The sequence below is a fragment of the Rhizobium laguerreae genome, assembly GCF_019778565.1.
GTDB classification, from domain to species: domain Bacteria; phylum Pseudomonadota; class Alphaproteobacteria; order Rhizobiales; family Rhizobiaceae; genus Rhizobium; species Rhizobium laguerreae.
Genome location: NZ_JAAXQT010000013.1, coordinates 190,602 through 202,186 on the forward strand (window position 1 = coordinate 190,602; position 11,585 = coordinate 202,186).

Annotated in this window: 10 protein-coding genes and 1 pseudogene; 6 read left to right on the top strand and 5 right to left on the bottom strand. The window is 57.1% G+C overall.

Annotated elements, in window-relative coordinates; genetic code table 11:
• The first annotated feature begins 54 nt into the window (after positions 1–54).
• From nifK to HFO71_RS31960, 5 genes are all read left to right on the top strand, one after another.
• Complete coding sequence (gene nifK / locus HFO71_RS31940) at positions 55–1,596, top strand: nitrogenase molybdenum-iron protein subunit beta (RefSeq protein WP_168257404.1); 1,542 nt, start codon at positions 55–57, stop codon at positions 1,594–1,596.
• A gap of 48 nt (positions 1,597–1,644) precedes the next feature.
• Entirely contained in the window at positions 1,645–3,066 is a 1,422-nt protein-coding gene (gene nifE / locus HFO71_RS31945) for a nitrogenase iron-molybdenum cofactor biosynthesis protein NifE (protein ID WP_168257405.1), read from the top strand.
• Between the two features lie 53 nt (positions 3,067–3,119).
• Positions 3,120–4,439 (top strand): nitrogenase iron-molybdenum cofactor biosynthesis protein NifN, encoded by a 1,320-nt coding sequence (gene nifN / locus HFO71_RS31950; protein ID WP_168257406.1) that lies wholly within the window; start codon positions 3,120–3,122, stop codon positions 4,437–4,439.
• A gap of 265 nt (positions 4,440–4,704) precedes the next feature.
• Positions 4,705–5,028: a ferredoxin III, nif-specific gene (gene fdxB, locus HFO71_RS31955; protein ID WP_221978152.1), complete on the top strand. Its 324-nt coding sequence runs from the start codon at positions 4,705–4,707 to the stop codon at positions 5,026–5,028.
• 327 nt (positions 5,029–5,355) lie between these two features.
• Complete coding sequence (locus tag HFO71_RS31960; protein WP_221978153.1) at positions 5,356–6,393, top strand: aspartate-semialdehyde dehydrogenase; 1,038 nt, start codon at positions 5,356–5,358, stop codon at positions 6,391–6,393.
• 94 nt (positions 6,394–6,487) lie between these two features.
• On the opposite strand, the pseudogene HFO71_RS31965 reads toward HFO71_RS31960, so the two are convergent.
• The 4 genes and pseudogenes from HFO71_RS31965 to tnpB all read right to left on the bottom strand — a co-directional run.
• A pseudogene (locus tag HFO71_RS31965) lies at positions 6,488–7,117 on the bottom strand (ISAzo13 family transposase); the annotation flags it as partial.
• A gap of 97 nt (positions 7,118–7,214) precedes the next feature.
• Positions 7,215–7,511 (bottom strand): hypothetical protein, encoded by a 297-nt coding sequence (locus HFO71_RS31970; protein WP_064697142.1) that lies wholly within the window; start codon positions 7,509–7,511, stop codon positions 7,215–7,217.
• The gene (gene tnpC, locus HFO71_RS31975) at positions 7,511–9,133 is read right to left on the bottom strand and encodes an IS66 family transposase (protein WP_221978154.1); all 1,623 of its coding nucleotides are present in this window, start codon (positions 9,131–9,133) and stop codon (positions 7,511–7,513) included. The genes HFO71_RS31970 and tnpC overlap by 1 nt, the downstream gene beginning before the upstream one ends.
• A 63-nt stretch (positions 9,134–9,196) precedes the next feature.
• Positions 9,197–9,910, bottom strand: coding sequence for an IS66 family insertion sequence element accessory protein TnpB (gene tnpB, locus HFO71_RS31980; RefSeq protein ID WP_221978155.1), 714 nt, complete (start codon positions 9,908–9,910; stop codon positions 9,197–9,199).
• A gap of 100 nt (positions 9,911–10,010) precedes the next feature.
• Here tnpB and HFO71_RS31985 point away from each other — a divergent pair, with 100 nt between their 5' ends.
• The gene (locus HFO71_RS31985; RefSeq protein ID WP_206112199.1) at positions 10,011–10,307 is read left to right on the top strand and encodes a hypothetical protein; all 297 of its coding nucleotides are present in this window, start codon (positions 10,011–10,013) and stop codon (positions 10,305–10,307) included.
• 1,120 nt (positions 10,308–11,427) lie between these two features.
• Here the strand turns inward: HFO71_RS31985 and HFO71_RS31990 are convergent.
• On the bottom strand, positions 11,428–11,585 hold a 158-nt coding region (locus tag HFO71_RS31990), incomplete at its 5' end, for an RNA polymerase factor sigma-54 (RefSeq protein ID WP_221978157.1).

The window sequence follows — 11,585 nt, forward strand, 5'->3', positions numbered from 1 at the left end:
ACACGTGTTTCTGGACCGCCCTTGAGCCGCGGCCAGATCGAAAGAGGTGACCCTATGCCGCAGTCAGCTGAGAAAACTCTCGACCACGCGCCCCTATTCTGCGAGCCGGAATACAGGAAGATGCTGGCCAAAAAGAAGCTGAAATTCGAGTGCCCATACCCGGATCAGGTCGTGTCGGACCAGGGCGAATTCACGAAGAGCTGGGAATACCGAGAGAAAAACTTGGCCCGCCAAGCCCTTGTCGTCAATCCAGCCAAAGCCTGTCAGCCCCTCGGCGCGGTCTTCGCAGCGGCGGGATTCGAGCGAACGATGTCGTTCGTCCATGGCAGCCAAGGTTGCGTTGCCTACTACAGATCGCACCTATCGCGCCATTTCAAGGAGCCGTCATCGGTGGTCTCGTCATCGATGACAGAAGACGCGGCTGTTTTTGGCGGTCTGAAAAATATGGTCGACGGTCTCGCCAACACATACAAGCTCTATGACCCGAAGATGATCGCGGTGTCGACCACATGTATGGCAGAGGTCATCGGAGATGACCTGCATGGTTTTATCGAAAATGCCAAAAGTGAAGGTTCGGTCCCGCGCGATTTCGATGTCCCCTTCGCCCACACACCAGCCTTTGTCGGCAGCCATGTCGATGGCTACGACAGCATGGTAAAAGGTGTGCTGGAGAATTTCTGGAAGGGCACCGCGCGAAGTGAAGCCACCGCTTCTGTCAACATCATTCCTGGATTTGATGGCTTCTGCGTTGGGAACAATCGCGAATTAAAACGCCTGCTCGACTTGATGCAAGTGAATTACATGTTCATCCAGGACGCATCAGATCAGTTCGATACCCCTTCCGATGGCAACTTTCGGATGTATGACGGGGGGACCAAAATCAATGACGTGAAGGCGGCGTTGAACGCGGAGGGGACGTTGTCCCTGCAATATTACAACACTCGCAAGACGTTAGATTACTGCAGAGACGTTGGACAAGCGACGACCTCCTTCCGCTACCCTCTCGGCGTCGAAGCTACCGACGAACTCCTGATGGCGATATCTGTGATTTCCAGGAGAGAAATTCCCGAGACGATCCGCCTGGAGCGCGGGCGACTCATTGACGCGATGGCGGACAGCCAAGCTTGGCTGTATGGAAAAAAATACGCGATTTACGGTGATCCAGATTTCGTTTTTGGGATGGCGCGCTTCATCATGGAGACCGGCGGCGAACCAATCCACTGCCTCGCCACAAACGGCACCTCAGCTTGGGAGAACGAGATGAAGGAACTCCTCGCATCATCGCCCTTCGGGAAGAATGCACAGGTTTGGCCAGGCAAGGACCTCTGGGCACTGCGCTCGCTGCTTTTCACCGAGCCGGTGGATCTTCTGATTGGCAATTCTTACGGGAAGTATCTCGAGCGGGACACCGGCACCCCATTGGTTCGGCTGATGTTTCCAATTTTCGATCGGCACCATCATCATCGATTCCCCCTCATGGGTTACCAGGGCGGACTGCGTCTTTTAACGACGATCCTCGACAAGATCTTCGACACCCTCGATCGCGAAACAATGCACGCGGGTGTGACAGACTATTCGTATGACCTCACTCGCTAAGAACCGGGTCGGGCGGCCTTTCTCTCAACCAGATATGAAGGCAGACGAATGTCCTCGCTCAGCGCCAAAATCAAAGACACCTTCCACGAGCTAGCGAGTGAAAGGGGCGGCAGCAAGGGTCCGAAGGCGCGCCGAAGGAATTGCGCGAGGCCAATGGCCCCGGGAACGGCCGTCGGCGGATGCGCTTTCGACGGCGCCAAGGTCGCACTGCAGCCGATCACCGATGTCGCACATCTGATTCACGCACCGCTCGGCTGCGAGGGAAATTCCTGGGACAACCGTGGCGCAGCCTCGTCAGGTCCAACACTTTGGCGCACGAGCTTCACGACTGATCTTACGGAAATCGACATCGTAATGGGCCACAGTGAACGGAAGCTCTTTAAAGCGATCCGGGAAATCAAGGATGGGTATGCGCCCGCGGCAATCTTCGTCTATTCAACCTGCGTTACAGCGATGATCGGTGACGACATCGACGTTATTTGCAAGCGAGCGACAGACGAATTTGCCTTGCCGGTGGTGCCGGTCAATGCGCCAGGTTTTGTCGGATCTAAAAACCTCGGCAACAAGCTAGCGGGCGAGGCGCTGCTCAAGCATGTCATAGGTACTGTGGAGCCCAATGAGCCAGGCCTTTGCGACATCAACATACTCGGCGAATTTAACCTCTCTGGTGAGTTCTGGCAGGTGAAGCCGCTCTTGGATAAGCTCGGCATCCGCGTCCGCGCCTGTATTCCCGGAGACGCGCGATATCTGCAAGTCGCCTCTGCCCACCGCTCACGCGCAGCGATGACGGTGTGTTCGACAGCATTCGTTACGTTAGCACGTAAGATGCAGGAGCGGTGGGACATTCCATTTTTCGAGGGCTCCTTCTACGGCATTTCCGGCACCTCGGAGGCGCTCCGGCGGATCGCCGATCTGCTTGTAATGAAGGGTGCTGACCCCTCGCTTTTGCATCGCACGGAAATCCTTGTAGCGAAGGAAGAGGAAAAGGTGTGGAAGAGGCTAGAAGCGTACCGACCTCGCCTTGAGGGCAAGCGCGTACTTCTAAATACAGGCGGCGTGAAATCCTGGTCGGTCGTCCATGCCCTGATGGAGATCGGCATGGAGATCGTCGGCACATCAGTCAAGAAATCGACGCTCGAAGATAGGGAGCGAGTGAAACAGACCCTGAAGGAGGAGAACCTCCTGTTCGAGACGATGTCGCCGCGCGAGCTTTTCTCGCTTCTACTCGAGAGAAAGGCCGACATCATGCTGTCGGGCGGACGCACCCAGTATATAGCGCTAAAGGCAAAACTGCCCTGGCTCGACATCAACCAGGAGCGTCATCACGCTTACGCTGGCTATGAGGGAATGGTGCAACTTGCCCGACAAATTGACCTGGCACTTCACAATCCGATTTGGCCGCAGGTGCGCGAGCCGGCGCCATGGGAGCCGGCCTTGGTCGTTGAAAAGCGAGCGAAAAGAGAAGCGTAAGCGCGTCGAACCAAAACCGCGAGATGACTCGCAAAGAATATTGAGGTCGTACTATGGCACGCGTCGTATCTCAAACCAAGTCGGCGGCGGTCAACCCCCTGAAGTCGTCGCAGCCGCTTGGTGCTGCCTTCGCCTTTCTGGGCGTTGACGGCGCAATACCTCTGCTCCATGGCAGCCAGGGATGTACGAGCTTCGCGCTCGCACTACTCGTGAGGCATTTCAATGAAGCGATCCCGCTGCAAACGACGGCTATGAACGAAGCCGCGATAATCGTCGGCGGCGCAGATCGTCTCGAAGAGGCAATTCTCAGCCTCAAAGCCCGCACGAGGCCACGACTAATCGGAATATGCACGACCGCATCGGTAGAGGCCCGCGACGAGGATGTCGCCGGTGATGTCGAAAACATCAAGCGCAGGCGGGCGATAGAACTTATGGGGACCGAAGTGGTCGTCGCCAACACGCCGGACTTTGACGGCGCCATAGAGGAGGGTTGGTCCAAAGCTGTTACCGCCATGATCGAGGCAATAACGCGACCTGACAAGCAGTATCGTGATCCGGGGAAGGTCGCGATCTTGCCTGGCTGCAACTTAACAGTTGCTGATATTGAACATTTGCGCGAGACGGCCGTAAGCTTCGGGCTCGACCCGGTTATTCTGCCCGACGTGTCCGGAGCACTCGACGGCTCCGTCCCCGAACAATGGATGCCGACAACGTATGGCGGTACGAAAGTGGAGGAGATCCGCGATCTCGGTACGACCATGCAGTGCATTGCAATCGGTGAGCATATGCGGCGATCGGCTGAAGCGCTACAGAGATTAACCGGCGTGCCGTACGTGCTGTTTAGATCGCTGACGGGTCTAGAGAACGTCGATCGCTTTATTCGCGTGCTTGCCGCTGTGTCGCGAAAACAGACACCGCTCAATGTCCGCCGCAACCGAATGCAGCTGCAGGATGCCATGCTCGACGGACATTCCCATATGGCAGGCATGAAGATCGCAATCGCCTCCGAGCCGGATCAACTCTTCCAGTTCTCCGATTTTTTTACAGCCATGGGTGCGGAAATTGCGGCCGCGGTCACCACGACCGGCACTTCGAAAGCACTCGAGATGGTACCGGCGAAGACCGTCAAAGTCGGCGATCTCGGTGATCTGGAAAGTCTCGGCGCAATGGCCGATCTTATCGTCACACACTCGCACGGCCGAGAAGCTGCCAAGCGTCTCGGCGTTCCGCTGATGCGGGTTGGTTTGCCCATGTTCGACCGCGTCGGCAGCCAGTACAAGCTTACAATATTATACCGGGGAACCCGCGACGTGATCTTTGACCTCGCGAACATCATTCAGGCTAACCGCCCTCCGAACATTTGGCCGACTTGACCCATCCGACGCGCGGGAATCGCAAAGTGAGATCAATTCGTCGCCTCTCGCTCTTCAATGGCAGATTCTATCAACAGCGGCCGAAACGGCAGGTGGGCGCTTTGAGAAGAGCCCACGCAAGATGTGAAGGGACTGAATGCGGAGTTAGAATCGGCCGGATTCTTTGTCATCTACGACGCAACACGCAACGCGTGTCGGCGGGCAATCGGCGGGCCTTCGGCGGAAACATTTATCATCGACAGAACTCGCTAAATCGGAGGAATCTATGACAAGCGCATTCGTGGCTCGCGACGGATCCCGATGGATGCCGGAATATTTAGATTCGATCAACCCTGCGATGTGCATCGGCTGCGGTCGCTGCTTCAAGGTCTGCTCTCGCGAGGTCATGCATCCCTACGGCATCGACGAGGCAGGCGAAATGCTCGGTGTCTGCGATGGCGAGGACGACTTTAATGGTGGGCTCAGTCGCGTGATCATGGTCATTGATTATCCCGGCCGCTGTATCGGCTGCGGAGCGTGTGCGCGCGTCTGTCCCAAGAACTGCCAGACTCATGTCGCCGTTGATCATCGTGCGGTGCACGGATCTTGATTCCATTCGGAGCGATTGAAGCCGCCGGCGCTATTCACAGTGCGGGACAATTGCATCGGTTCAAGACGTGGAGAAGGCGGCATGGCAACTTAGCATGCAAGCAAATCCAGCCATGCGATGCGAAGCTCTTTCTGGGCATCCAGTCTGCCATTCGGAGGCAATGATCACAGGAAACACCAGGTCGAAAGTCGAACGATCTGAAGAGAGGAGGCATTGAACTGTGCATTTAGCCGCGACGACAGCCTTCCCGTTACATCCTTGGGCGGCCGAAGCGGGCTTCGGATTTGAAAACAAGATCCAACCACGAGCTCCTAAATGAGGATCCTCATGAGAGCATTAGATATCTCTGTCGTTGGAGCAACCGGGGTGGTTGGAACGGCCCTGATCAAGTTATTGGAAAAAAGCGAGATTGCGGTCGATCGACTGAGGCTGTTCGCCTCCAGTTCGGGTGCGCGTCAACTCAAGTTTCGAGACCAAACATACTTAGTTGAGGCACTACGCGACATTCGCAATATCGATGATACCAAAACCGACATTGCATTCTTCTCTGCAGGCGGCGACGTAAGCGCCGTATGGGGGCCTCGGTTCGCATCCCAAGGAGCCTTGGTGATTGATAACTCGAATGCTTTTCGAATGAGGCCTGACGTACCCCTCATCGTACCACAAGTTAACGCCTGTTCACTTACGGTTCGTCCACCGTCTGGAATAGTAGCAAATCCAAATTGCTCCACGATACAGCTGGTTCGGGCACTGCGACCGTTGATAGCGACGTTCGGCGTTAACCAGGTTCTTTTGACTACTTATCAAGCCGCCTCAGGAGTTGGCCGGCGCGGGATTAACGAGCTAGAAGACGGTGCCGAAGCCTGGCTCAAGGGGAGCACGCGGCCCGCTGCGGAGAGCTTTCCTGTCTCTCTTGCATTCAATGTCATACCGCAGATCGGAGAGATTTCCAGCGAAGGCGTGGCTCTCGAGGAACGCAAGCTGGTTCAAGAGTCACGGAAGATCTTCGGTATGCCTCGTCTGCAGTTAACCGCCACCTGCGTTAGAGTGCCGGTAAAGACGTGTCATTCCGAGGCGGTATACGTCGAGTTCCACGATCATGTTCGACTAGAACAGGTCCATGAGCTCCTGGCAAATGAACCAGGTGTTCGACTTTATGCTGACGAAATTCGCGACGGATATCCAACGCCGCGCTTTCTAGGAGGCCCTGCATATGTTCACGTCGGTCGGGTCCGAGTTAATCCAGAGAATCCGCGCGGGCTGTGGATGTGGGTTGTAGCCGACAACGTTCAGGTCGGAGCCGCACTCAACGCACTCCTCATCGCACAGCTTGTGATCGCCAATAACTTGATGGATGAAACATGAAGACGACTATTGTCAAATTCGGCGGTTCGAGTTTTCGAGATCCTTGTGACTACGCTCGAGTTGCTCAGCATTTAGCTAAGGAAGCGTCGATAAATTAAGGCTCCGTTTTCGGTGGTCTTGGGCTGATTGTATAGTTCCATTCGCCGTGGAAGGTATGGCGGAAGATATTAATCGCGGCCATTTCGGCGTCGGAGATTTTGATCCCGGCGGGATAGAGATTTTCATCAAGTTCGCAGCGAACGGTGAGGCCAGCGGTCGAGGTGGTCGCGGCGATCAGTTCGACAATGGTGCGATAGTCGACGAGCGGTCGCCCCCTCCAGTTACGCGAGATGAATGAGAACAGGCGATGTTCGATCTTGTTCCATTTGCTGGTGCCGGGCGGCAAGTGCAGGACGACGATGGTCAGGGCCAGTTCGTCGGCGAGCTTTTGAAGTTCGATCTTCCAAAGGCGGACGCGCGAGCCGTTGCTTCCCCCGCCATCGGCGGTGACCGTCAAGGTATGGGCGTGCGGGTAGCGGTCGCGTCCCATGGTCATCCACCAGGAGCGTATCGCATTGACGGCGAAGGCCGCCGTGTCGTGGTCGATCCCGACGCTGACCCAGCCTTTGTCGTCGGCGATGTCGTAAATGCCGTAAGGCGCGGCGCGACCGAGCTTGGGATCGACGAAGTCGTGGACGCGGGCCGGCTCGGGGGAACCGGCCGGCCGGTATTCACGTCCGCCATTCACAGGCCACGGATACTCCGGTTCCGTGACAGTAGCACGCGACGCAGCAGTATTAGCTGTCGCGAGTGACGCAGAATGCGACGTAACGGCCCGATTGCTACCGCCGAGATTTTGCTTTGATGCGAGCGACGAGCAGCTCGTCGTCAACAAAGCTGTCGAGGAAGTCGTTCCATTCTTGGGATGAGCGGCGGGCGTCTTTGAGCATCTGCTCCAATTCGTCCATGCCGTCGTCTGTCAGTGCGGTCACGGATTCGTCGTCTCCGGTGTACACGGAGATGATGCTGCCGTAGCTCAGATTGTCATCGTTGGAGACGATTGCCTGAAGAAGCTCCGGGTCCTCTTCGAGAATTTCGGCAACAAATTTGATCGTACGGACGTAGGTGACTGTCGCCATCAAGCTGCCTTCGCGTCGATTGTGGTGATCGCCGACCAGTTCCACGGAAGCAATTCGTCTAACCGATTGATCTTGTGATCGTGGATGCGATCGAGCACGTCAGCCAGATAGGCCTGCGGATCAAGACCATTCATCTTTGCCGTCTCGATGATCGTCATGGCGCGTGCCAAGGTCTCCGCTCCCGTATCGACTCCCGCGAAGAGCCAGTTCCGTCTTCCCACGCCTATCGGACGCAGTGCCCGCTCGGCGGCATTGTTGTCGATCGCGACGCGGCCGTCGTCGAGGAACAGACAGAGCGAAGACCATCGGCTCAATCCGTAGCGGAAAGCTGTCGCCAGATCGCCTTTGCCCGGAATGCGCGTTAGTTGAGCTTCAGCCCAGTGGCGGAATGCATCGACCTTAGGCTTGCTCTGGGTCTGACGCGCGGCAAGCCGGATCTCAGGAGGCTGGCCGTTGATGCCTCGCTCGATGTCGTAAAGCGCTCCGATGCGATCGAGAGCCTCTCGCGCAATCTCGGACTTGTTTGATGTCCAGATATCGTGGAAGTCTCGTCGCCAATGAGCCCAGCAGGCGGCTTCCTTGAAGCGAGATTCTCCCTTTTCTCCAGGCGAGTATAGCTTGCCATATCCTTTGTAGCCGTCAGCCTGAAGGATGCCGCTTGATTGCTTGAGGTGGCGGTGGACGTGCTCTTCTTTCCAGTCAGGAGCAAAATAGCAGACTGCACCGGGCGGGGAACTGCCTGCCCATGGACGCTGATCGCGGACATACGTCCAGATCCTGCCCTTCTTCACACCCTTGCCCAACCCCTTGTCTCGCAGCGAGCGATCCAGCACCCTGATCGGGGTGTCGTCCGCATGAAGCAGGTCACTTGCCATGACCGCCGTTTCGATCCGCTCGATGAGAGGCTGCAGAACCTGCATGGCGCAACCACACCAATCAACCATCGTGCTGTCGGGAATGTCGGCGCCCATGCGGGCGAAGATCTCGTTCAGACGGTACAGTGGCAAATGGTCGTCGAACTTCGAGACCAGAATGTACGCCAAGAGGCCAGCGCCGGCCATGCTGCCCGGTATCGGGCGGCTGGGTGCTGCCACCTGCACCATTTTCTCACAGCAGCGGCAGGACTTCTTCAGTCGAGAAACTTCGATGACTTTCATCTGCGCGGCGATCATGTCGAGGATTTCGCTGACGTCCTCACCGACAAGACGCAATTCACCTCCGCATTCCGGGCAGCAGGAGCCAGGATCGAGCTCTCGGCGCTCGCGAACCGCCTTGTCCGAGACGCGTGGGCGCCGGCGCATGATCTTTTCAGCCGTATCCGCCAAGGGAACAACAGACGCCGCCTCATCAGGTTCATCGATTGGCGCCGTACTGCCTTCAGCGGCGGCGATCAACAGATCCTCAAGCGCCAGTTCCAACTGCTCGATTTCACGCTCAATCTTTTCAGACGACTTGCCGAAGACCTGTTTCTTCAGCTTGGCAATGCGCAGCCGCAGCGTTTGGATTAACTGATCATGCGCTTGCAATGTGGCCGACATCTTCGCATTTTCCGCCTGCAAAGCGGCAATCATTGCCTTGAGAAAGGCTGGATCGTCCGGAAGATTTGTCGTCGCGCTAGACATGATCCTGACTACCACGAGCCAGGATAAATTTCCATAAAAACCAGTGGTTTCAGTGGGATAAAATCACCCGACACGGGCCGGTGGCGCACCCCAATCAGGACGACGCCAATCGATCCCTTCCCACAACATCGCCAGTTGGGCCGACGTCAGCCGGGCAGTCCCGTCGGATGCCGAAGGCCAAGGAAACCGCCCCTTCTGCAATATCTTGTAATACAGGCAGAAGCCCTGGCCATCAAAATACAGCAGCTTCAAACGCTTGCCGCGCTTGCCGCGAAAGGCGAAGACCGCGCCGCCAGTCGGCTTCTGACGCAAAACATCCTGCGCAAGCGCGGCAAGGCCTTCTACTCCCTTGCGCATGTCCGTGATCCCGCACGCAAGATACACCCGAACGCCGGTCCCAGGCCCAATCATGCTGCTTCCACTGCCCGGATAATCTGCGTCAGGACATCGGGAGCCATAGAACTCTCGAAACGAAGCGTGCGGCCCGCAGATCAATCGTAGCTCAATCATCCCGGAGCAGCTCTCCCTCAATTCAGGGGCATCGGTCTGCACGGCATTCAGATCGACGGGAATGAACAGTGCATTCGAAGACACCGGGAGCAGCCCCTTCTTCTTGAGCTCGCTACGCCAGGCGTATATCTGCTGCCGCGTTACATCATGACGATGAGCAATCTCTGTGATCGTGGCTCCAGCAACCCCAACCGACATGACAATCGCAAGCTTGTCTTCTTCGCGCCACCGCCGTCGACGTTCCTGCCCAAGAATTTCAACGCGCATCGCAATCCTCGCCTAAGACACGTCGCTAACGACGTCGTTAAACACGTGTCTTAGGCCATCAGGGCGCTAGGCGGCAGGCGGTGCCAATCGGGCGGTTATAATGCGACACTCTCCTTGTGCTTTTGATCAACACGACATTAGCTCAATATTCTTTGAAGTGGACGGCAGGCCTTGCCTTTGCATCATAACCGACATCGATTTTGCGATGCGCCTTGTCGCATCGGCAGGCACGCGCGCGGTCGCCATCGGATCAAGGGTCGTGGTGACCGAGCTTAATGGCGCGATGTCGCGCGTCCACCTTCACGTTGACTACGAGAGCGCCTTGGCACATGCACAAAACATCCACGAACAGATGTATCCTGCAACCATTCGCGATCTTGCGATAGAGAACGACTAAACAGCGCCACAGGCGACGCCCGAATGGAGGCGGCGGCGAAGTCGCTTGATCTGGCCATCGGCCCGGGGATGCTTCGACTTGTTAGCCGGTTGATCGCTAGCGACGATCGCCTGTTCCGCCGCCCTGATAACCCCAGCACATCGTCGACTTCAACATGCAGTCTTCATAGCAGGGACAGGGCGCGGACAGACGCGATCGTTAACTTCGAAAACGTCATTGTCGAACGCAGGTTCTGGATCGCCGTTTTCCAGTTGTAGACGAGGACAGTGCAAAGCGGCTGAAATCAACCCTTCGCCTTGCAGTGCGCCAGAACCTCGTCCTCGTGCTCCGGCGCGCTCTTGATGCCCTTGCGCCGGCCGCTGGTTGCCAGACTCATCGCGCAGGTACTTCGCATGCTCGGGCCATTGATGCGGCCAGCGGCAGTCCGCGCCGCGGTGCCATATGACTAACGGCCCTTGATGCCATCGCGGTCGCTCTTCAGCGCGCCTCCTAGCTGCCAACGGCTCGCGCAAGCCCCTGTACGGCGGGAGGAGAACTCCGCCGACGGAACGCCCTGATCGGGTTGGAAAACCCAGCGGCGTATGTCCCCTTGACGCAGAAGGCAACGTTTGAGAGGACTGCTGGCGCAACCACGCGGCACAGAAATCGCAGCTCGCGAAGATGATTGCTTTGATATTCGTTGTTCCGCAGAATGGCCATGCAGCGCCAGGTAATCGCCACCTCGGGCAGGCTCGCTTGTCGAAAAATGTACGTCGCCGCTGTATAATGTGGCACTGCGAAACCTGTTCCTGCGCCGAGATATCTGGGAATTGAGTTCGCCGTCTCAGATGCTGTCATAGCCGCCGCACTTCTTGATCCAGCTCGAGCGCAGGGTACGATCTAACCCCGATTGCGGTTGCGACGCTGAGCGCGTTGCCGGCAGATTTGGTGCCGGGCACATTTCGACACAAACATTCCTTGACCGCTAAGACCCAGAAACAGGAGCCGCGCCCAAAATAGACATGGCGGACTTGGCCAGCGCAAGCACCGCGGGCGTGATCCAAACTCACCCAACGGCTAGCTTCATAGAGTCGCGCCGCTTAGGGCCGGATGCTTCGATCGAGGTCGAAGCATGACAGCGTTAGAAGCCGGCGACCTTGGCGAGCGCCCGCTTCTCGCGGCGGCGCTGGACCGAAGAGGCGATGTTCATTGCCTCCCGGTATTTCGCTACGGTGCGGCGGGCGAGATCGACGCCGCCCTTCTTCAGCATGTCGACGATATCGTCGTCGGAAAGCACCG

Excerpts from the sequence above, each read along its gene's own strand:
- HFO71_RS31970 (WP_064697142.1), bottom strand. The coding sequence starts at position 7,511 with ATGGCGACAGTCACCTACGTCCGTACGATCAAATTTGTTGCCGAAATT.
- fdxB (WP_221978152.1), top strand. The coding sequence starts at position 4,705 with ATGACAAGCGCATTCGTGGCTCGCGACGGATCCCGATGGATGCCGGAA.
- nifN (WP_168257406.1), top strand. The coding sequence starts at position 3,120 with ATGGCACGCGTCGTATCTCAAACCAAGTCGGCGGCGGTCAACCCCCTG.
- HFO71_RS31960 (WP_221978153.1), top strand. The coding sequence starts at position 5,356 with ATGAGAGCATTAGATATCTCTGTCGTTGGAGCAACCGGGGTGGTTGGA.
- nifK (WP_168257404.1), top strand. The coding sequence starts at position 55 with ATGCCGCAGTCAGCTGAGAAAACTCTCGACCACGCGCCCCTATTCTGC.
- nifE (WP_168257405.1), top strand. The coding sequence starts at position 1,645 with ATGTCCTCGCTCAGCGCCAAAATCAAAGACACCTTCCACGAGCTAGCG.
- tnpC (WP_221978154.1), bottom strand. The coding sequence starts at position 9,133 with ATGTCTAGCGCGACGACAAATCTTCCGGACGATCCAGCCTTTCTCAAG.
- HFO71_RS31985 (WP_206112199.1), top strand. The coding sequence starts at position 10,011 with ATGCGACACTCTCCTTGTGCTTTTGATCAACACGACATTAGCTCAATA.
- tnpB (WP_221978155.1), bottom strand. The coding sequence starts at position 9,910 with ATGCGCGTTGAAATTCTTGGGCAGGAACGTCGACGGCGGTGGCGCGAA.